The sequence below is a fragment of the Saliterribacillus persicus genome (genome assembly GCF_003337485.1).
GTDB lineage: Bacteria > Bacillota > Bacilli > Bacillales > Amphibacillaceae > Saliterribacillus > Saliterribacillus persicus.
Window position 1 is genome coordinate 147,680 of record NZ_QPJJ01000009.1, and the last position, 22,322, is coordinate 170,001.

At 34.5% G+C, this 22,322-nt stretch carries 18 protein-coding genes, 1 other RNA gene and 1 other annotated feature; of the genes, 14 read left to right on the forward strand and 5 right to left on the reverse strand.

Features of this window, described 5'->3' with window-relative positions; genetic code table 11:
- The first annotated feature begins 6 nt into the window (after positions 1 to 6).
- Positions 7 to 1,146, forward strand: a complete 1,140-nt coding sequence (gene tgt, locus DFR57_RS11870; RefSeq protein ID WP_114353425.1) for a tRNA guanosine(34) transglycosylase Tgt — start codon at positions 7 to 9, stop codon at positions 1,144 to 1,146.
- An 18-nt stretch (positions 1,147 to 1,164) separates the two neighbouring features.
- On the forward strand, positions 1,165 to 1,431 hold the full coding sequence (gene yajC, locus DFR57_RS11875; RefSeq protein WP_114353426.1) for a preprotein translocase subunit YajC: 267 nt from the start codon (positions 1,165 to 1,167) through the stop codon (positions 1,429 to 1,431).
- 92 nt (positions 1,432 to 1,523) lie between these two features.
- Here the strand turns inward: yajC and DFR57_RS11880 are convergent, their stop codons facing one another.
- Positions 1,524 to 1,916, reverse strand: coding sequence for a TIGR04086 family membrane protein (locus DFR57_RS11880; protein ID WP_114353427.1), 393 nt, complete (start codon positions 1,914 to 1,916; stop codon positions 1,524 to 1,526).
- A gap of 158 nt (positions 1,917 to 2,074) precedes the next feature.
- On the opposite strand from DFR57_RS11880, the gene DFR57_RS11885 reads away from it, so the two are divergent.
- Positions 2,075 to 3,391: an ArsB/NhaD family transporter gene (locus tag DFR57_RS11885; RefSeq protein ID WP_114353428.1), complete on the forward strand. Its 1,317-nt coding sequence runs from the start codon at positions 2,075 to 2,077 to the stop codon at positions 3,389 to 3,391.
- A gap of 82 nt (positions 3,392 to 3,473) precedes the next feature.
- Positions 3,474 to 4,148 (forward strand): DUF421 domain-containing protein, encoded by a 675-nt coding sequence (locus DFR57_RS11890; RefSeq protein ID WP_245937455.1) that lies wholly within the window; start codon positions 3,474 to 3,476, stop codon positions 4,146 to 4,148.
- Here the strand turns inward: DFR57_RS11890 and spoVB are convergent.
- Positions 4,145 to 5,689, reverse strand: coding sequence for a stage V sporulation protein B (gene spoVB / locus DFR57_RS11895; RefSeq protein ID WP_114353429.1), 1,545 nt, complete (start codon positions 5,687 to 5,689; stop codon positions 4,145 to 4,147). The genes DFR57_RS11890 and spoVB overlap by 4 nt on opposite strands.
- Positions 5,690 to 5,799: 110 nt before the next feature.
- Between spoVB and DFR57_RS11900 the strand changes: the two genes are divergently transcribed.
- The 7 genes from DFR57_RS11900 (at position 5,800) to dtd (ending at position 14,928) form a co-directional block, all read left to right on the forward strand.
- Positions 5,800 to 6,093 carry a post-transcriptional regulator gene (locus tag DFR57_RS11900; RefSeq protein ID WP_114353430.1) on the forward strand — a complete coding sequence of 98 codons (294 nt, stop codon included), beginning with the start codon at positions 5,800 to 5,802 and terminating at the stop codon, positions 6,091 to 6,093.
- Between the two features lie 56 nt (positions 6,094 to 6,149).
- Positions 6,150 to 8,405, forward strand: coding sequence for a protein translocase subunit SecDF (gene secDF, locus DFR57_RS11905; protein ID WP_114353431.1), 2,256 nt, complete (start codon positions 6,150 to 6,152; stop codon positions 8,403 to 8,405).
- 241 nt (positions 8,406 to 8,646) lie between these two features.
- Positions 8,647 to 8,991 (forward strand): LapA family protein, encoded by a 345-nt coding sequence (locus DFR57_RS11910; protein ID WP_114353432.1) that lies wholly within the window; start codon positions 8,647 to 8,649, stop codon positions 8,989 to 8,991.
- Between the two features lie 125 nt (positions 8,992 to 9,116).
- The gene (gene recJ, locus DFR57_RS11915) at positions 9,117 to 11,459 is read left to right on the forward strand and encodes a single-stranded-DNA-specific exonuclease RecJ (RefSeq protein ID WP_114353433.1); all 2,343 of its coding nucleotides are present in this window, start codon (positions 9,117 to 9,119) and stop codon (positions 11,457 to 11,459) included.
- Positions 11,449 to 11,961 carry an adenine phosphoribosyltransferase gene (locus DFR57_RS11920; RefSeq protein WP_114353434.1) on the forward strand — a complete coding sequence of 171 codons (513 nt, stop codon included), beginning with the start codon at positions 11,449 to 11,451 and terminating at the stop codon, positions 11,959 to 11,961. The genes recJ and DFR57_RS11920 overlap by 11 nt, the downstream gene beginning before the upstream one ends.
- A gap of 296 nt (positions 11,962 to 12,257) precedes the next feature.
- Positions 12,258 to 14,462, forward strand: a complete 2,205-nt coding sequence (locus tag DFR57_RS11925; RefSeq protein WP_114353435.1) for a RelA/SpoT family protein — start codon at positions 12,258 to 12,260, stop codon at positions 14,460 to 14,462.
- 19 nt (positions 14,463 to 14,481) lie between these two features.
- A complete protein-coding gene (gene dtd, locus DFR57_RS11930) occupies positions 14,482 to 14,928 on the forward strand; it encodes a D-aminoacyl-tRNA deacylase (protein ID WP_114353436.1) in 447 nt (148 codons plus the stop codon).
- Between the two features lie 95 nt (positions 14,929 to 15,023).
- Here dtd and DFR57_RS11935 read toward each other — a convergent pair whose 3' ends face one another.
- On the reverse strand, positions 15,024 to 15,926 hold the full coding sequence (locus tag DFR57_RS11935) for an N-acetylmuramoyl-L-alanine amidase family protein (protein ID WP_245937456.1): 903 nt from the start codon (positions 15,924 to 15,926) through the stop codon (positions 15,024 to 15,026).
- Positions 15,927 to 16,187: 261 nt separating this feature from the next.
- Positions 16,188 to 16,410: a binding site (T-box leader), on the forward strand.
- 268 nt (positions 16,411 to 16,678) lie between these two features.
- Here DFR57_RS11935 and hisS point away from each other — a divergent pair.
- From hisS to ssrS, 3 genes are all read left to right on the forward strand, one after another.
- Positions 16,679 to 17,950: a histidine--tRNA ligase gene (gene hisS, locus DFR57_RS11940; protein ID WP_114353437.1), complete on the forward strand. Its 1,272-nt coding sequence runs from the start codon at positions 16,679 to 16,681 to the stop codon at positions 17,948 to 17,950.
- A 2-nt stretch (positions 17,951 to 17,952) separates the two neighbouring features.
- Positions 17,953 to 19,713, forward strand: coding sequence for an aspartate--tRNA ligase (gene aspS / locus DFR57_RS11945; RefSeq protein ID WP_114353438.1), 1,761 nt, complete (start codon positions 17,953 to 17,955; stop codon positions 19,711 to 19,713).
- Positions 19,714 to 19,816: 103 nt separating this feature from the next.
- Positions 19,817 to 20,012, forward strand: a non-coding RNA gene (gene ssrS, locus DFR57_RS11950) — 6S RNA.
- A gap of 137 nt (positions 20,013 to 20,149) precedes the next feature.
- Here ssrS and DFR57_RS11955 read toward each other — a convergent pair.
- Together DFR57_RS11955 and DFR57_RS11960 are read right to left on the reverse strand one after the other, a co-directional pair.
- On the reverse strand, positions 20,150 to 20,872 hold the full coding sequence (locus DFR57_RS11955; RefSeq protein WP_114353439.1) for an RsfA family transcriptional regulator: 723 nt from the start codon (positions 20,870 to 20,872) through the stop codon (positions 20,150 to 20,152).
- Between the two features lie 88 nt (positions 20,873 to 20,960).
- Positions 20,961 to 22,232, reverse strand: a complete 1,272-nt coding sequence (locus DFR57_RS11960; RefSeq protein WP_114353440.1) for a replication-associated recombination protein A — start codon at positions 22,230 to 22,232, stop codon at positions 20,961 to 20,963.
- Positions 22,233 to 22,322 lie beyond the last annotated feature (90 nt).

The window sequence follows — 22,322 nt, forward strand, 5'->3', positions numbered from 1 at the left end:
AATATTATGACTGCTATACGTTATGAACTAATTAAAACCTGCAAACAGACAGGTGCCAGAGTTGGGAAAGTCCATACACCGCATGGTTCATTTGATACACCTATATTTATGCCGGTGGGAACTTTAGCTACAGTTAAAACAATGAGTCCGGAAGAATTAGAAGAATTAGGTGCAAAAATCATTCTCTCTAATACATATCATCTCTGGTTACGACCTGGTGAGGATATTGTAAAGACAGCTGGTGGCTTGCATAAGTTTATGAATTGGGATAAACCAATTTTAACCGATTCAGGAGGCTTTCAAGTTTTCAGCTTGAGTGATTTACGTCAAATAGAAGAAAAAGGAGTTCATTTTAGAAATCATTTAAGTGGTGAAAAACTATTTTTGTCTCCAGAGAAAGCTATGGAGATACAAAACGCGTTGGGGTCAGATATTATGATGGCCTTTGACGAATGTCCACCATATCCAGCTTCTGAACAATATATGAAGGATTCAGTAGAAAGAACCTCCAGATGGGCAGAGAGATGTCTAGAAGGCCACAAAAGACCTGCAGAGCAAGGGTTATTTGGTATTGTTCAGGGTGGGGAATATGAAAACCTTAGAAAACAAAGTGCAAGAGATTTAACCTCCTTAGATTTTCCTGGCTATGCAATTGGTGGCTTGAGTGTGGGGGAACCGAAAGATGTAATGAACAGAGTGTTAGAGTTCACTACACCACATTTACCTGAAAATAAAGCAAGGTATTTAATGGGTGTTGGTTCACCGGATTCATTAATTGACGGTGCAATACGTGGAATTGATATGTTTGATTGTGTCTTACCTACAAGAATTGCAAGAAACGGTACATGTATGACATCGAATGGAAGATTAGTTGTACGAAATGCAAAATACGCTAAAGATTTCTCTCCAATCGATCCAAATTGTGATTGTCATACTTGTAAAAATTATTCAAGAGCATATATCAGACATCTGGTTAAATGTAATGAAACCTTCGGATATAGACTTACTACTTATCATAATCTATATTTTCTGTTAAAATTAATGGAGCAAGTTCGAGAAGCGATAATGCAGGATCGACTTGGTGATTTTAAAGAAGAATTTTTTGAGCAATATGGTTTCAATAAACCTAATGCAAAAAACTTTTAAAAAGGGGGAGGGAATATAATGGAAGCTATTCTACTAAATTTAGCACCGATTATTTTAATGATCGTTATTTTTTACTTTTTACTCATTAGACCACAGCAAAAGAAACAAAAGCAAGTGCGTCAAATGCAATCAGATCTTAAAAAAGGTGATAAAATTGTAACGATTGGTGGTATGCATGCTACTGTTCATGCGTTAGATGAAAATACCGTAGTAGTTACAAGTACAGATGGTACAAAACTTACATATGATCGTTCATCAGTGAGAGAAATTGTAAATCCAGACTGATTTTAACCAAGCATAGTAAGTAAAAGAAGAAGTCCTTCTACTCAATCGTAGAAAGGACTTTTTTTAATTTGCCAAATTTACATTTGTTTTCATTAGTAATTGTTATGGGACTCTGGTGTAGATGTTTGGGAAATATTGACGCTTATGATTGCGCCGAAAATACAAAGGAGTAAATAAGCGAGATGTTGTACAACTTGTGGCACGGAGAATAGTTCATGTTGCGATTGAAATTGATAAATAAAGAGAAAAAAAGAAAAGCTTAAGCTTGTCGAAGCACCAATCCACCATGCCTTTCTTTTTGCCTTAAGACCTGCTACAAAACCTCCTATCCATAATGCCACAAAGCTAATGATTAAAGTCGACCACATTAAAGTTCCCTCACCCAGGGATGTAAAGCGAAAAATCATTGCCAGAATTATACTCGAGAATATAAAAATTGAAAAAATCGCTAACCAACCATATAAAACACCTTTAAGATGATTCATCATATTCCTCCTTTTGAAGTATGTAGTTGTTATAGCTTATGCTAGTCCGAATTAAATAAGAAGTAAGACAACGTCATTGAATAGTTCTACACAATTAAGAATATAGTGAAGTATATATTTAAATAATATTCGGTCACTGAATTGTTAGGGGGAAAAAAATGACGGTTGTTGCTACTATACTAATATTTATTGTGAGTTATATTGGAATCATGCTTGAAAAGGTTAATAGAGCGGTCGTTGCTATGACAGGTTCTGTGCTTTTATTAATTATTGGGGTGTATCCTTGGAGTGATGCATTCTCTACGTATATAGATTGGAATACGATTGCATTACTTTTTTCCATGATGGTTTTAGTTTCTATTACAAAAAAAACTGGCATTTTCTCTTTTATCGCTATACGATTCGCTCAGCAGGTGAAAGGTCATCCCTTACACTTACTCATCGGTTCAGCCATCTTTACAGCTGTTGGCTCAGCTCTTTTGGATAATGTTACAACTGTATTGCTTTTTGTTCCGGTTATTTTAACTTTAACAAAAATGCTCTTGCTACCTTCTTTTCCCTATTTAATTACGATAATATTTAGCGCAAATATCGGAGGCACAGCAACTTTGATTGGTGACCCTCCTAATATTATGATTGGCCAAGCCGTCGAACACTTTACTTTTTTATCATTTATTCAACATGCCGCTCCAGTAGCAATTATTCTTTTATTGCTACTGCTGATTGTCATAGCCAAATTATTTAAAAATAAATTACAACCAAAAGAAAAAAATAAAATTGAGGAATTAATGAAGATGGATGCATCCAAAGATTTGATAAAATCGCCGATGTTATATCAATCCATATCCATTCTTAGCTTAACGATTATTGGCTTTCTATTGCACACCTTTATTCATATTGATTTAACAACGGTTGCGGTATGTGGTGCCCTGCTTTTATTACTTGTAACGGATAAAGAATTAGGGGCAGAAAAAGTGTTTAAAGAGGTTGAATGGGTAACTTTATTCTTTTTTATTGGTTTATTTATGCTAGTGGGTGGGTTAGAACGTGTTGGTATTATCGATGAAATTGCTAGAGGTATCATGTGGATAACAGAGGGTGACCTGCCAACTACAGCAATATTATTATTATGGACTGCAGGGCTTTTTTCTGGTGTGGTGGATAATATTCCTTTTGTAGCCGCAATGATCCCTGTTATAAATGAATTGGAAAGCTATGGTATTGATAATCTTGATCCATTATGGTGGTCATTGGCTCTAGGAGCTTGCTTAGGTGGAAACGGCACACTTATAGGCGCATCTGCAAATGTTGTAGTTGCAGGACTTGCTGCAGGAGAAAATCAATCCATTTCGTTCATTCGATTTATGAAATATGGTGTTCCGATCGTAATAGTTTCATTAATTGTATCTAGCATCTATATTTATGTACGTTATCTTTACCCATACACATTAATATTGCCGTTGGTTTTTTCATAAAGATACTCGCATAATAGTAGCTATACCTGTCAAAACTATAACAGGATTTTTGAAATTATTTCCTTGAAGGCAGGTATGCATTGTGGATGGTCATGAAATCATACTATTGATAATTCGGACAATTTTTTCTTATATCATGATTGTGTTTGTATTTAGACTTATGGGGAAGCGTGAAATTGGGGAATTAAGCTTATTGGATATTGTCATTTTTATTATGATTGCAGAAATAGCTGTCTTTTCAATTGATGATTTAAAACGTCCGTTTATTCATGGAATAGTACCAATGCTTGTATTATTTCTTATTCAAAGATTTACTGCACAAATATCGATGAAGAGTAAGCTTTTCAGAGGGTGGTTTGAGGGTAGGCCATCTATCATTATTTCAAATGGGTATATTAATGAACAAGAAATGAGGAAAAATCGGTATAATTTTGATGATTTAACACAACAATTGCGAGAAAATGGAATTGATGCAATTAACCAAGTGCAATTTGCTATTTTAGAACCGTCAGGAAAGTTGTCTGTTATAGAAAAGGAAGAAGAAAGCACATCGAACACAAATTACTTTGGATTACTTTATCCTTTGATACTTGACGGCAAAATTCAAACTTCTTCCTTAGACAAGATTGGTAAGGACGAAACGTGGTTAAAAAGTGAATTAAAAAAACGGGGAATTAGTGATTGGAAGGCTATTTCCTTTTGTACCATTAATAGTGATAAGAAATGGAGTATCGATTTCGATACTCCATCTTCCTAATGCTTTTTTTCTCTAAGCAGACTAAGCTCTTTTTTTGAAATAAACCCCAAACCAAATAGAAAAATACAATAGATGATCGCAAGTAAGACTAGAAGGAATAGAAAGACTGCCAGACTTTCACTGTAATTTGTTAAGTATATTTTAAATAGAGAGCCTGCCCAATAAGTTAATATAAATAAAAGTATCATCTTAAAAAGCATACCCCAAGAAATAGTGAACTTGATCGTTCTCCATAAACTTATTAAATGCAGTGCAGTGCCAACTACTACTCCAATAACTAAAGAAATCGCGACACCTGTTATACCAAATGCTGGGTTTGCAGTTAAAATAAAAAGAATGATAAATTTGATGATGGTAGCAATAATGCTATTCCACATAGCTTCTTTAGCAAGATCTAATGCTTGTAAGGTTGCATATAAAGGAAACTGAATATACATAAATAGAAAACCTGGTGCCATAATCTTTAAAAATATTGTAGCATTGGTGTTGCCATACATATAATGTAAGATTGTTTCACCAAAAAGCATTAAAGAAACAGTTGCTATAGCACCTGAAGCAAAAGAGAGCCTTATAGCTTGATGAATGCGATAATGAATAACAGAGGTGTTTTTTCTAGCATCAGCCTCACTTATATTGGGAACGAGAGCAATTGCTAAAGCATGCGTGAAAAATGTTGGTAAAAAGAGTAACGGAAACGCATAGCCTGTAAGTGATCCATACTGCTTGGTTGCTAGCTGCACAGGTATACCTGCTAGTAATAAACTTTGAGACACAATAATTGGTTCTAAAAAATTTGAGATAGATCCTATCAATCGGCTAAATGTACTTGGAATAGAAATCTTCATTAGCTGCATGAAGGTTTCTTTTCCACTAAATAGATAACTTTTCAACTTACTTCTTAATTTTATTGTTTTCTTAGTTTTAAACATAAAGACCATAAACAACAAGGAAATAAATTCACCTAATATAACGGAAAACATAGCTCCAGCTGCTGCAAACTCTATACCTAACGGTAAAAATAAATTCACAAAAAATGCTACAGAGAGAATACGGACGGTTTGTTCTAATACTTGCGCGTAACTTTGAGGTTTCATGTTTTGTTTCCCTTGAAAATAACCTCGAATAACAGCTGCTATGGCACTAATCGGAATTATGGGTATAATGGCTATTAAGGGATAATATACACGTTCATCAGTGAGAAGATTCTTAGCTATGAATGGGGCGAAAAAAAATATACCTATTGTTACGACTATACTAATGGATGTTGTAAGCAAGAGTGATAAAACTAATATTTGTTTTATTTTTTTCTGATCACCTAACACTGTAGCTTCAGCTACCCTTTTAGAAATAGCAATAGGCAGCCCCACTTGTGAAATAGTATATAATAAAAATAGTGTAGGAAGAGCCATATTATAGAGTCCTATACCTTCTTCCCCAATTAATCTAGCCATTACAATGCGATTAATAAAACCTAAGAAGCGGGTGATTAGTCCGGCAATGATTAATATTAATGCACCTTTTAAAAAAGATTGTTTGGTCACTTTATTAGACCTACCTTCTCAAAAGAAAATTTTTCATATACAATGTAATATATGCGACTACATTGGACAGGCATGACACAAAAATAAAATAGGTCTAGGAGGAACATCAGATGGAGGAAGTTAAATCTGTTTCTGAGTGGAAATTTAAACTTCATGAGATATTAGATAGTAAGGTAGATGAATTTAAATTACTCGATTATTCTAATGCAAATAAAGAGGATATTTGGAATTGTTTAGTACAAAAGGTGTGGAAAGGAGAACCAGACAAGCGTCTACACCAAATTGTACAGGATATTTTTCATCTTAATCCGTCTATTTATATGGTTTATTTAACCCAGCAATCTTTAAAAGATGATAATTTACAAGCATCTTTACAGGCTCTTTTAGGGGATCAAGATTATTAAAAGTAATACATATAATAAAAACTGGATAGGTATAGAAAAAGAGGAGGCACGTCTTAATGATTAAAAAAGGTAGAATCGTTGCCTTTATTCTAATCGTACTAATATTTGCTGGTACGATCGGAACAACGATAACAGATATAACAAAAAATATAAAATTAGGTTTAGATCTTCAAGGAGGATTCGAGGTTTTATACGAGGTGGAGCCGATTGATGATTCTCAAGAAGTAACAACAGATTTGTTAGAGGCTACTACTCGTATTTTACGTGAAAGAGTAGATGTTTTAGGTGTAAGTGAACCTAACTTTAATATAGAAGAACCAAATCGAATTCGCGTACAACTAGCAGGTATTGATGATCAGACCGAAGCAAGAGATCTCTTAGCCACATCTGCACAATTATCTTTTCGTGATGTTAATGATAAAGAGTATTTAGATGGATCAGACATTAAGGAAGGTAGTGCTAGACAAGAATTCGATCCGAATACCAATGAACCAGTGGTAACAGTCCAATTTAAAGATTCTGATCGATTTGGGAATACAACTCAAGAAATATTAGAAAGTGATGTTGCTGATCGCTTAGTTATCTGGATGGATTATGAAGAAGGCGATTCCTACGCAGAGGAGTCTCAAAAAGCAGACCCGAAATTTGTTTCTGCTCCAGGATTTGACCAAGTACTTCGGACCTCAGATATCCAAATAACTGGTGACTTTACAGTGGAATCCGCCAATAGACTTGCTGATATACTGAATGCAGGGTCTTTACCGGTTAATTTGGAGGAGGAATACTCTACTTCTGTGGGTGCTCAATTTGGATTACAAGCACTTGATAAAACAGTATTTGCTGGTGCGTTAGGTGTCGGTTTAATATTTCTATTTATGATGTTATATTACCGATTTCCAGGTGTGATTGCTACGATTACACTTAGTATATATATATACTTAGTTCTACTCGTTTTTCAATTAATGAATGGTGTTTTAACTTTACCAGGAATTGCTGCTTTAGTATTAGGGGTTGGGATGGCAGTTGATGCCAATATCATTACCTATGAACGAATTAAAGAAGAATTAAAAGAAGGAAAATCGATAAAAGCAGCTTTTAAAGCTGGTAATAGTAATTCTTTATCAACGATATTTGATGCGAATTTTACTACTTTAATAGCAGCATCTGTGCTATTTATTTTCGGTACAAGCTCTGTTAAAGGATTCGCTACACTATTAATCGTGAGTATTATCCTTAGTTTTGTTACAGCTGTATTTGGTTCTAGGTTATTCCTTGGACTGTGGGTGTATAGTAACTTCTTAAATAAAAGACCTGGCTGGTTTGGTGTGAAGAAGGATCAAATAAAAGATATAGCAGATAAAGATGAAGTTGAACCAACTGTTTTTGGACGACAATTTGACTTTGTTAAACATAGAAAAAAATTCTTTCTTATATCTCTTTCACTCATTAGTTTAGGGATTATATTTCTAGCTGTATTTAAATTGAATTTAGGAATTGATTTTGTAAGTGGTTCTCGTGTTGAAGTGTTAGCTGAAGAAACGTTAACAGAAGAAGAAATTGAAACTGCTTATGAATCTTTAGGTTTATCAACTACTGGTAAGATTGTATTTGCTGGTGAGGATAATAATATTGCCGTAGCACGGTTTGATAAAGAATTAACACAAGAGCAAGTTGCTGAGGTAAGGGAATATTTCACAGATGCATACGGGTCAGCTCCAAGTGTAAGCACAGTTTCTCCTACTGTTGGTCAAGAACTCGCTAAAAATGCGGTCCTTGCGGTGTTATATGCAACAATCGGTATTGTATTATATGTTACTTTCCGCTTTGAGTTTTACTCTGCATTCACGGCCATTCTGGCTCTGTTCCACGATGCGTTCTTTATCCTTGCTCTGTTTAGCATTACTAGACTAGAGTTTGATATTACGATTATCGCAGCAATATTAACAATTGTTGGTTATTCGATAAATGATACCATTGTGACTTTTGATCGTATAAGGGAAAATTTAAAGAAAAAGAAACGTGTACGTTCCTTCGGTGAGCTTGCTAAGCTAATAAATCACAGCTTGATGCAGACTCTAGGCAGAAGTATAAATACCGTATTAACCGTTATTTTCGCAGCACTAATGCTACTAATATTTGGTGCTTCATCTATCACTAACTTTGCATTTGCTCTCGTAGTCGGGTTGTTGGCAGGTACCTACTCATCCTTATTTATTGCGGCACAGGTGTGGTTAGTATGGAGAGGGAAAAACATAAAAGAAAAACCAATCCTTTATATTGAGAAAAAGAGAAATGATGGACCACAAGTATAGGTAATTATTATTTTAAAAGGTAATCTATCATTACTACACCCCGAGAGTTAGAGTGAAAATCTAACTCTCGGGGTGTTTATTTAGGTAAGACTTGAAGAAAATGATAAATAAAGTTTAAAAACAGAAGGGGAAGAGAATAAGTAAGTATATAGGGAAGATAACCTGTAGGAATCGCGTTTAATTATTTAAACCTATATACTTAAAGAAGGAATTATACCTAACTAAGAAAGGAGATAAAATTATGCGGGGTCAAACTTATATTATTTTAGCAGTTGTTTTCGCAGTCATAGTAGCAATTTTTGCAGTGATTAATGTCGATGCGGTAGAAGTTAATTATTTATTTGGTACTGGTGAGGCGCCATTAATTCTTGTGATATTGATTTCTGTTTTAATGGGAGCACTAATAACTGCTGCGGTGGGCGTTGTACGCGTGATTCGTTTACAAAAAGAAAATCGTCAGTTAAAACATGAGATCAATGGATTAAAAGCATCAGACAACACAATTATTGATGATAACTCTACCAACGAAAGTAAAGAACAAACACCAGGAATAGAAGAAAATAATATATCTTCAACGAAAGAATAACTAGTTTCAACATTGAAAGAGAGCTTTATTCTGTTTCTTCCTCTGATTACCATTATATTTATGGACCATATCTGTTTGCTACCCTTGACACACTTTTGTATAATAAGTGAGTCAGGGGTGAATTTATGTTAAAAAGCCAAGCAAATTGGTCATTTACATATGAGGAAATAAAGCAAGATAATAATGAACTGAATGAATTAAACATTTCAAAAATCACAAAAGATATTCTCTTGCATCGTGGTATTGAATCAGTAGATAAAGCGAAGGATTTTCTAAAGCCTTCTATTGAATCACTTTTGGAGCCTGCATTACTGTCTGATATAAAAAAAGCCACTTTGCGCGTTAAAAAAGCAATTGATGAGGGAGAAAGCATTCTTGTTTATGGGGATTATGACGCTGATGGTGTGACTTCAACAACACTTATGGTAGAAACCTTAAACGAAATGGGAGCAATGTGCGATTATTATATTCCGAATCGCTTTACAGAAGGTTATGGCCCAAATAAAGACGCTTTCAAGCAAATTAATCAACAAGGTTTTAACTTAATTATAACTGTCGATAATGGAATAGCTGGTGTTGAGGCGATTAATTATGCTACTGAATTAGGGCTTGATGTAATCGTTACAGATCATCACGAAGCACAAGATCAATTACCTAACGCATATGCAATTCTACACCCTAAATGTTCAGATGATTACACTTTTAAAGAATTAGCAGGGGTTGGGGTAGCTTTTAAATTTGCATGGTATTTACTTGGTTATTTCCCAAAACAATTTTTAGATTTAGTTGCAATAGGCACGATAGCCGATTTAGTCCCCTTAATAGAGGAAAATAGGGTTCTCACCTATCACGGCCTCAAAGTGCTTAGTAAAACAAATAGAGTAGGCTTAAAAGCGTTAATGGATGAGTGTGGAATGGAAGGCACGGTAACGGAAGTCGATGTTGGTTTTAAAATAGGACCACGACTTAATGCTGTTGGACGATTACAGGATGCCAACTTAGCAGTAGAATTACTTTTAATTGATGATTTAGCAGAAGCTAGAAATTTAGCTGAGCATGTACAGGCACTTAATGCTGAAAGACAAAAAATAGTTTCTGATATTACAAAGGAAGCAGTAGAGTTAATAGAAAATGATACTTCAGACCGCTTTAAAAATGTGATTGTGGTTGCTAAAACTGGGTGGAACCAAGGTGTTCTTGGAATAGTTGCTTCAAAGCTTGTCCAGCTTTATCATAAGCCCACACTCGTCCTTACTTTGAATGAGGAATCACAATCTGCGAAGGGGTCTGCCAGAAGTATTGAAGCCTTTGACCTTTTTAAAGAATGTATGCAAATTAGGTCACTGTTTACCCATTTTGGAGGACATGCGCAAGCAGCAGGAATGACTCTGCCAATTGAACAAATTGAAGCTGTTAGTGAGCAATTAAGTGAAAGAGCTGAAGAGAGTTTAACTGCAGAGGATTTCTATCCTAATTTGTTTATCGATTTTACAGTGGATTTAGATGACGTTACCATGGAATTACTACAAGAAATGGATAGCTTAGCACCCTTTGGGATGGGCAATCCAAAACCACTTTTTCATATAAGTGCAAAGCCGGATAATCTTAAACAAATTGGTGCTGAAAAAAATCATTTAAAATTTCAATTTAAAAAAGATAAATCTTTAGTAGATGTAATTGGATTTGGGTTTGGTCATGTATTCCATAAAATTATGAACGATTCCGAAATAGAAGTAGTTGGAGAATTACAAACAAATGAATGGAATGGTATTAAAAAGCCACAATTCTTTCTTAAGGATTTGCGAATTAATGAGTGGCAACTTTTTGATTATAGAGGAACAAATAAATGGCAAAAATCTTTAGAAGGACTCCAACAAAAAAGTGTATTGGTTTATTTTGAAGATCTTCCCAAAGGGTTACCATCTACGTGGGAAAGTAAAGCGGTACATGTAGAGGACTTAGATGCTAAAAAAATAGATTTTCATCATTTAATTATGATTGAATTACCTTCTGAAAAAGAGATCATCAAAAAGCTAATACAAGAAATTGATTTGGATTCTCTTTATCTTTGTTATCATGCTAAATTAGAATCAGGGTTATCTTTATTACCAAGAAGAGAAGACTTTAAAGAGTTGTATGCACTTGTAATGAAAAGAGGTTATTTTGATTACAAGGTTGATGCTCCAAAGCTTTCTAAGTACAAAGGATGGAAACTTGAAAAAATAAAATTTATGTTTCAAGTGTTTTATGAGTTAAACTTTGTTAAAATGAACGATGGGAAAATAATTCCGAATAAACAGGTGGAAAAGAAAGATCTTGAAACGTCTGAATTATACCAAGGTTTAAAAAAACAAATTGAAGTTGAAGAGTTACTCTATTACTCATCCAGAAATGACATAAAAAAATGGATGGATAAACAACGTGTGCCTTTGCAACAACCTGAGGAGGAAATGAGTTATGGATTATAAAAAATATATTACAGTGGTGGAAGATTGGCCAAAAGAAGGTGTCCGCTTTAAAGACATAACTACCTTGATGGATAATGGTCCTGCCTATAAATCTGCTGTAGATGAGATTGTTAGTTACGCTAAAGAAAAAGAAGTAGATTTGATTGTTGGTCCTGAAGCGCGCGGTTTTATAGTTGGTTGTCCTGTTTCCTATGCACTGGAGATTGGCTTTGCACCCGTGAGAAAAGAAGGCAAATTGCCAAGAGAAGTGATAAAAGTAAGTTATGGACTTGAGTATGGCGAAAACGTATTAACCATACATAAAGATGCTATTAAACCTGGTCAACGTGTGTTAATCACAGATGATTTACTGGCAACTGGAGGTACCATCGAAGCTACGATTAAATTAGTAGAAGAATTGGGTGGCGTTGTTGTAGGGTGTGCATTCTTAATTGAGTTAACCTATTTAAATGGAAAAGATAAACTAGAGGGTTATGACGTATTAACTTTAATGCAGTACTAAGGAAATTATAACTTCAAATAATAATGAAGTACTCGTTTTAGGGTGCTTCATTTTCTTTTATCGCAAACATGAATTATAAATTTATAAATATTTTAAAAGCTTTAAATAATTTAGAAGGTCAGAAAAAAAGTTGATATTTCCAAGTTAAGCGTGATCTATTATAATTAAGCGAAGGATTTCAGCGGTTTTTGTCGAAAATATCGTAAATACTAGGAAAGAAATCCAATCTTTTGGTATGATAGTTAAAACAAATCCTTTTCACATAGATAGGTGAAAAAGAATAAAAAGGTGATTACATGGCGAAGGATAAAATCTTAACACCAGATGATGTTTTTGAAAAAGCGTCCACATACTTATCAGATGAAGATATAGAGTTTATTCGCCGTGCTTATATATATGCAGAAAAAGCCCACGAAGGTCAATTCAGGAAATCTGGCGAACCATATATTATTCATCCTATTCAAGTTGCGGGAATTTTGGTTGACTTACGATTAGATCGTGAAACCATTGCCGGCGGTTTTCTTCATGATGTTGTGGAAGATACGAATACAACCGTTACAGAGCTTGAACTCTCATTTAATGAAGAAGTTGCTATGCTGGTAGATGGGGTAACAAAATTAGGTAAAATCAAATACATGTCAAAAGAAGCGCAACAAGCAGAAAATCATAGAAAAATGTTCATAGCGATGGCTAAGGATATTCGTGTTATCTTAATAAAGCTAGCTGATCGTTTGCATAATATGCGGACATTAAAGCATCTTCCTGCTGAAAAACAACGTAGAATATCAAATGAAACACTTGAAATATTTGCACCATTAGCTCATAGACTAGGTATTTCCGCTATTAAATGGGAGCTTGAAGATACTGCTTTAAGATATTTAAATCCTCAGCAGTACTATCGAATTGTCCATTTAATGAAACAAAAGCGTGAAGAAAGAGTGCATTATATAGATGAAGTGATGAATGAAGTCCAAAAGCAGTTGGAAGAAGTAAACATTCATGCTGAATTCTCTGGCCGACCAAAGCACTTATATAGCATCTATCGAAAAATGGTGATGCAAAATAAACAGTTTAATGAAATATATGATTTGTTGGCCGTTCGAATATTAGTGGATAGCATTAAAGATTGCTATGCGGTTCTTGGTATAATTCATACCTGTTGGAAACCAATGCCTGGCAGATTTAAAGATTATATCGCAATGCCAAAGCCCAATTTATATCAATCGCTTCATACCACTGTAATTGGACCTAAAGGAGCACCATTAGAGGTTCAAATACGAACGAAAGAAATGCATGAAATTGCAGAGTATGGAATTGCTGCGCATTGGGCTTATAAAGAGGGAAAAACGCTTGACATGAAAAAACAATCCAATGAAGATAAACTAGCATGGTTCCGTGAAATTTTAGAATGGCAAAATGAAACCCATGATGCAGAGGAATTTATGGAATCGTTAAAAGTGGATCTTTTTTCTGATATGGTATATGTTTTTACCCCAAAAGGCGATGTATATGAATTACCGAGAGGCTCTGTTCCAATTGATTTTGCATACAAAATTCATACCGAAATTGGTAATCAAACGATAGGAAGTAAAATTAATGGCAAGATGGAACCATTGGATTACCAATTAAAAAACGGCGACATTGTAGAAATGATGACTTCCAAGCATTCGTATGGACCATCTCAAGATTGGTTAAAGTTAACACAGACCTCACAAGCCAAAAATAAAATAAAACAATTCTTTAAAAAACAACAGCGTGAAGAGAATATTCACAAGGGTAGAGAATTAGTAGAGCGAGAAGTGAAAAACGATGGCTTTGAACCGAAAGATGCTATTACTCCAGATAATATTAAAATAGTGTTAGAAAAATTTAATTTTACAAATGAAGATGATATGTATGCCGCAGTTGGTTACCAAGGGATTACTGCTGCACAAATTGCAACTCGATTAACAGAAAAGTTAAGAGAAGAAGAAAAGAAAAATAAAAATATCGAAGAAACAATTGAAGAAGTTAATAATTCTGGTAAGAGTATGCAGAAAAAATCCAAGCGTGATTCAGGAGTTAAAGTCGAAGGTGTAGATAACATGTTAATCCGGTTATCTAAGTGTTGTAACCCTGTACCTGGAGATAAGATTGTTGGTTATATAACCAAGGGAAGAGGCGTTTCTGTTCATAGAGATGACTGTCCAAACGTTAATACGGAAGAAGCAATAGATCGAAGAATACATGTAGAGTGGGAAAATGAAGATACGGAAACAAAGCAGTATCATGTAGATATTGAAATTACTGGTTATGATCGTAGAGGGCTGCTAAATGATGTATTACAAGCAATCAATGAAACCAAAACAAATATTATCGCAGTAAACGGAAAATCAGATAGAAATAAAATAGCTATTATACATGTTACTATATTGATTCATAATGTGAAGCATTTGAAGCGGATTGTAGATCGATTAAAAAAGATAAAAGATATTTACACTGTAGAGCGTACGATCCAATAATGTTGGAGGTAGCAGGAGCATGAAGGTTATTATACAGCGGGCAGAAAATGCATCTGTTCGTGTGAATGAAGAGGAAATAGGGTCGATCAAAAAAGGACTAGTAGTGTTAGTGGGAGTAACCCATGATGATAAAAAAGAGGATGCTTCTTATCTAGCGAACAAAATTGTAAATTTGCGAATTTTTGAAGATGAAAAAGGGAAGATGAATTTATCATTGTTAGATATGGGTGGACAAGTTTTATCTATTTCACAATTTACACTTTACGGAGAGACTAAAAAAGGTAGAAGGCCAAATTTCATGCAGGCTGCTAAACCAGAAGTTGCTAATGATTTGTATGAATATTTTAATTTTATGTTGAATGAAGCCGGTGTAGAAGTAGCCACAGGAGAATTTGGATCTATGATGGATGTTTCTTTTACCAACGTTGGGCCAGTCACTTTGATTATCGATAGTAAAGATAAATAGCAAATATAAAACACCAGATTCAGACAACTTACTCAGTTGCTACTGGAATCTGGTGTTTTTGCTTGTTCATTTCACTTTCGTACGTCGAAACATTTTTATTTTTGAAAATGTTGGGATATACCCATAATAATGGCTCTGGTTAATGTATCTTGAAATGCTTTTGACTGAATATTATGCTCTTCTTCTTTATTGGAGATGAATCCCAATTCAAGTAACAAAGATGGCCTGTGATTCGTTCGTAGTACTTGTAAGTCTTCTTGATGGACTCTTCTGTCTTCCATTCCTGTTTGTGAGAGCATTTGATATTGGATGCTATTAGCCAATTCTTCATCTCTATCACTATAATAATACGTACTAATTCCCTTAGCATTAGGATATTCAGGAGTGCTATTATAGTGCAAACTTAAAAATATGTCAGCTATTTGAATATTAGAAAAAGATGCTCGGCTTGTCAAAGGAACATAGTTATCCTGGGTCCTTGTTAGTTTTACATTAGCGCCTAATTTTTCTAGTTTTTCCTTTAATAATTGAGCTGTTCTCATAGTATAATCTTTTTCAAAGGCATCGCTATCTCCTATTGCTCCGACATCTCTGCCACCATGACCTGGGTCAATAACGATAAGTAAATCACTAAAATCTTTGTTTTTGTTTACCTTTGAGGAGGATTTAGAGGGAGGAGAACTATTTATTTCTTTACTCATTTCCTCTTCTATTTCTTCTTCTTGAATTTCAGACTCAGAGATTGTTATATAGTCTTTAGTAATCCAACCTTCTTCATTATTAAGTTGAATCTTAACCCAATCTCCAGATTCCTCTACAATGGGATAGCTTTCTGGTTGGTTCACTTGTGTGATTACCTCAAAATCTAATCCTGGACCACTTCTCACATTTAAGTTATTCGTATCAATCTTGGCATTTTCAGCATAAACCATAGAGGTTAAGGACAGAATAATGAATAAGCTACATAATATAACGGGAACTGCTAAACGTTTTTGCAATTAAATTCCTCTCTTTCCATTGTAGATCTAATTTTCATGATACGAAAAAATCCACATTATTGCAAAATCTAGGGGAGAAATTTAGATTTGGAATATCATATATAAATAAATTTGAACCAAAAGAAGATATAATTATTTCCTATTTTAATCATTTGAAAAAACAGTATCTAATAAAAATGGTATAAAAATTAAATTCAACCTTGACAAGACTATAGAAATAAATTTATGATTAGAACAATTCAGTTTATTATTGTAATTTTATAAATGCCGATGACGGAAAAAGTAACAATGAACTACACTAGCAAAGAGAGAGTGTCTAATAGCTGAAAGGATACTCGCTAGATGATCATGTGAAAGACATTCATGAGGCTTTGTATTGAACCTAAGTAGATACAAACGTTTGCAGGCGTTAACTGCTTGAGTGGAAGTATTGCATAAATGCTTCAACTAGGGTGGCAACACGGGTTATAATCTCGTCCCTTCTTTATTAGAAGGGGTGGGATTTTTTTGTTGCTAAAAAATTCTAATTTGGATACAGGTCTTTTCTAAAGGGTGAAAAAAGTTGAACAAAAGAAACAACTATCATTCTAAGGAGATTTACATATTTTTCATATTCAGTTTGAAGCACCTATTTTGAGAAATTAGAAAAGTGTGCTGATATCATTAATTACATTGTTTACTTTTAAAGTAGAGATAAAATTAAAATATATTAGTTTTTATACTTTCACACTATAATAAGAGGGGGAAAAAACATGAAAGCACCGCGTGGTACACAAGATTTGTTGCCTGGAGTAACTGAAAAATGGCAATTCGTAGAGGAAAAGTTAATGGAAATTAGCAGAAATTATAATTACAAAGAAATTAGAACGCCAATATTTGAACATACGGAGTTATTTCAACGTGGTGTGGGTGATACTACAGATATTGTCCAAAAAGAAATGTATACCTTTGTTGATAAAGGGGATAGAAGTCTTACCTTACGTCCAGAGGGCACAGCATCTGTAGTAAGGTCATTTGTAGAACATAAATTATTTGGTTCTCCTACTCAACCTACGAAATTATTTTATATTGGTCCAATGTTTCGCTATGAGCGTCCGCAACAAGGAAGAATGCGCCAATTTGTTCAATTTGGAGTAGAAGCACTAGGAAGTGCAGATCCAGCTATTGATGCCGAAGTAATTGGCTTAGCAATGGAAGCTTATCAATCCTTAGGCTTAAAATCACTAAAATTAGTGATAAACAGTTTAGGTGATCAAACAAGTAGAGAAAGTCATCGTCAAGCGCTAGTCGATCACTTTTCACCGTATAAAGATGAATTATGCGTGGATTGTCAGAGTAGACTAACCAAAAATCCGCTTCGAATATTAGATTGTAAAAAAGATAGGGATCACCCAGCAATGAATACAGCTCCATCTATTTTAGAATATTTAAATGAAGAGTCAGAGAAATACTTTATCCAAGTTCAAAAGTATCTAGAGTCAATGAATATTCCATACACTGTCGATAAAAACTTAGTTAGAGGCTTAGACTATTATAACCATACTGCATTTGAGATTATGAGTGATGCAGAAGGATTTGGAGCTATAACAACACTATCTGGTGGTGGTAGATATAATGGACTTGTACAAGACTTAGGTGGTCCAGAAACGCCAGGGATCGGTTTTGCTATGAGTATAGAACGATTATTGATGGCTTTGGAAAAAGAGAATATCCAATTACCGATAAAAGAAAATTTAGATTGTTTTGTCATAGCTATGGGCGAAGAAGAAAATCTGTTAGCTGTGAAAATGATAAAGAAGCTTCGTGAACAAGGAATTCAAGTGGATAAAGATTATCAAATGAAAAAAATGAAAGCACAATTTAAAGTAGCAGATCGCTTGAATAGTAAATTTGTTCTTGTAATTGGTGAAACAGAGTTAGAAAATAATCAAATCACAATTAAAAATATGAATACTGGTGACCAAGTTACTATTGATACCGAACAGACGGTTGACTATATAAAACAAGCAATTCAGGGGGAATAATGATGGAAAATACGCGAACATTAGCAGGTAGTTTAAGAAAGGACCATACAGATACTTCAGTAACTGTTAAAGGTTGGATTCAGAAAAGACGTGATTTAGGAGAGTTAATTTTTCTAGATGTTAGAGACCGGTCAGGTGTTGTGCAGGTGGTTTGTAATGCTGAACTATCTAAAGAAGCATTACAGGTTGCTGATAGTATTCGATCGGAATACGTGGTGGAGATAACTGGTAAAGTTATCGAACGTGATATAGAGACGGTAAACCCTAAAATTGAAACAGGAGAAATTGAAATTGTCGCTTCTACTATAACTGTGTTAAATGAAGCAAAGCATCCTCCTTTCTCATTAACAGATGACATCGATGTCTCTGAAGACGTTCGACTAAAATATCGTTATTTAGACCTTAGAAGAGAAACAATGCAAGAAACCTTTAAATTAAGACACCAAGCTACTCAAGTTATTCGGAGCTTTTTAAACGAAGAAATGTTTTTAGAAATGGAAACACCAATGCTTACTAAAAGCACTCCAGAAGGTGCTAGAGACTACTTGGTTCCAAGTCGTGTACATGAAGGACATTTTTATGCATTACCGCAATCCCCACAATTATTTAAACAATTACTGATGGTTTCAGGGTTTGAAAAATATTACCAATTTGCTCGTTGTTTTAGAGATGAAGATTTACGTGCGGATAGACAGCCTGAATTCACGCAAATCGATATAGAAACTTCTTTTATGACAATGGAAGATATTCTAGCTATGACAGAAAGAATGATGAAAAAGGTTATGAAAGAAATAAAAGGTATAAATTTAGTTACACCTTTTATTCGTATGACATATAAAGAAGCAATGGATCGTTTTGGATCAGATAAACCTGATACGCGTTTTGGAATGGAACTAGTTAATCTTTCTGAAGATGTAAAAGATTGTGGTTTTAAAGTTTTTAGACAAGCTGTAGAAGCGGGTGGGCTAGTTAGTTCTATCAACCTTAAAGGTAAAGCTGCACATTACTCTAGAAAAGATATGGATGGAATGACTGATTTTGCAAAGATTTACGGTGCAAAAGGCTTAGCTTGGTTAAAAGTTGATGAAGATGAATTAAGTGGACCAATTGCAAAATTCTTTAGTGACGATGATTTTGAACTTTTTAAGTCTAAATTAAATGCAGAAAATGGAGACCTATTATTATTCGTAGCTGACAAAGCGAAAGTCGTTTATGACACACTTGGTGCTTTAAGGGTGAAATTAGCGAAGGATCATCAACTAATTGATGAGAGTGTATTTCATTTCTTATGGATTACTGATTGGCCGCTACTTGAATATGATGAAGAAGAAGGAAGATATTTTGCAGCACACCATCCATTTACGATGCCGTTTAAAGAAGATTTTGATCTTTTAGAGTCTGACCCAGGAAAAGTAAAGGCACAAGCGTATGACCTTGTGTTGAATGGATTTGAACTTGGAGGGGGATCTCTACGTATTTACCAACGTGAGATGCAAAATAAAATGTTTGAAATTCTAGGCTTCACTGAAGAAGAAGCCAAAAGTCAGTTTGGATTTTTATTGGATGCTTTGGAATATGGAGCTCCGCCACATGGTGGTATTGCGCTAGGTTTCGATCGTTTTATAATGCTTTTAGCAGGTAAGACAAATTTAAGAGATACCATTCTTTTCCCTAAAACTGCTTCAGCATCAGATCCATTAACAGAAGCACCTAGTAGAGTAGATCAAAAACAACTAAATGAGTTGAAATTGCGATTGAAATAATTCATAACGTGTCATCAAAATGTAAAATGTTTTAATCAAATTGTCATAGTAGTTGTCTTGAATAAAACGGTAACATGTGCTATTATAATTGTATAAGAAAGATTAAATCCTGATGTGTTCGTCAGTTAATTGAAGTTTTGACCGAACATCAATTACATTGGGAGCTTGGAGTTTCTAAGTGGAGTGCAAGCCTCTTTACTTACAGTGTTATAGAGGACGCATAAAGCTTAGGGCAGAGCACCCACCTGCTAGGAGCGGGATCAAAACATCATCACCACGACGGCACGATTGGGATTTAAAAAGTCAATTAAAACAGCGCTTCGTCGATAAAATGACGAAGCGTTTTATTTATTCTTTAGAGTAAAAAAAGCTAGACTTATTCGCTAATTGGCGAGTGAGTCTAGCTTTTTTAATGATTATAATTCATATAACTCAATTACTTGGCAACTTGCTCTAAATTACCGTTCTTTTCCATTCTGAATGTTGGAACCTGCGTGTTGTCATCATCAAATACTACCATTTTTCGCGCACGGTCCATTATTTTTATAATGGTTTGGTAATCCTCTTGCATCACTTCTAATTTATGTTCCAATTCATGAACCTTTTTCTCTAATTGTTCCTTATTGTTTTTTAACTGAGTATTCTCTAAAATAAGTTTTTCATTGTTTTTGGCAGATTGTTTCGTGCTATTATAATTTGTTTTTAACTTTTTAAGAGAAGCAATAATAGAATCAATAGACACAGGCTGATCTATTTCTTTTTCCATATTGATAGATAGATCAGATGTACTCTCTGGCATATAGAGATTTTCATTATAAAATAATTCTTTATAATCTTCTTTCTTATTTTCTTCTAATTCTGTTAGATCAATAGAGAGTGTATCAAGTTCTTCATTTTGCTTGTTACCAGTGCCGATTTTTGCAAGCGCTCGTTTTTTCTCTTTGCGATGTCTTTTAGCAAGTGCTACAGCTTGATCGTACTGTTGTCTTACCTCTGCATTCCATCTGAAACCACATGCAGCTGATGTGCGATTTAATTTATCTCCTACTTCATCAAATGCTTTTAGCTGTGTACTTCCATCGCGAATATGTCTAAGTACAGTTTCCGCTAATAAAAGATCATCTTCATGCGACCACGCATCTTGTCTAATTTTAGCCACGGTTTTCACTCCTTCATCCTAGGTCAACAATATTATAATTATCGTACGTTGATAATAATAGTCTTATCGTTGACCGGAATGCAGGAAATTATACCTTTTTAAAAATATTTTCATATACTTGTTTAAGAGATCTCTCAAACTTACCAGTATCTTTTGGATGATAATATTGCTTGTGTAAAAGTTTATCAGGTAAATATTGTTGTTTTACCCAGCCATTTTCGAAATTATGCGGATACTTATAATCAATTCCTCTACCCAAATTTTTTGCACCTTTATAATGGGAATCTTTTAAATGAGCTGGAATATCTCCTATATTTTCATGTTGAATATCGTAAAGCGCATCATCTAGAGCTTTATATGCACTATTTGATTTTGGAGATAAACACAATTCCACAATTGATACGGATAACGGGATACGGGCTTCAGGAAAACCAATTCTTTCTGCTGCTTGTATTGCTGCTAATGCTCGAGGTCCAGCTTGAGGGTTAGCTAGACCGATATCTTCATAGGCAATAACAATTAATCTTCTTGCAATACTGTCTAGATCTCCGGCCTCTATTAACCTTGCTAAATAATGAAGTGCTGCATTAACATCACTACCACGGATGGACTTTTGAAAAGCAGAAAGTACGTCATAATGTGCATCTCCATTTTTATCATGGGAAAAACTCTTCTTTTGCATACATGCTTCTGCGATATCTAAGTTTATAATGATTTGATTATCTTTTGCTTTAGGTGTGGATAGTGCTGCAAGCTCTAATCCATTCAAGGCAGCCCTTAAATCCCCGCCTGCTGCATTTGCAAAATGCTCTTTCGCGTCGGTAGAAACGTCTAAGTCAAGGTGCCCTAATCCATTTTCCTGATCACTTATAGCACGCTCAATTGCTTCCTCGATATGATCTTCATTTAATTTATGAAGCTCAAATAAATGTGTTCGGCTTCTTATTGCTGGATTAATGGAATGATAAGGATTACTTGTTGTGCACCCAATTAGGGTTATTAAATTCGTTTCAAGGTGTGGAAGTAAGAAATCTTGTTTTGCTTTATCAAGGCGATGCACTTCATCTAAAATAACCATCAAATGGCCAGACATTTTTGCTTCTTCTACTGCAATTTCTAAATCTTTTTTCTTATCAACTACTGCATTTAATAATTTATAGCGAAGATTTAAGCTATTAGCAATAGCAATTGCCAATGAAGTTTTACCAGTACCAGGTGGCCCGAAAAGTATCATGGAATGAAGCTGATTTGCTTCTACCATTCGACGTATCATTTTTCCATTACCAACGATATGTGTCTGTCCGATAACTTCATCTATATTTTTTGGTCGCATTTTCAGTGCGAGAGGTTGTCGACTCAAAAAGCTTCATCCTTTCCATAAATGTATACAATAATGTTATAATGTAATTTTGGTTATGTTATCGTTTCATGCATTCATTCTAAAATTAAA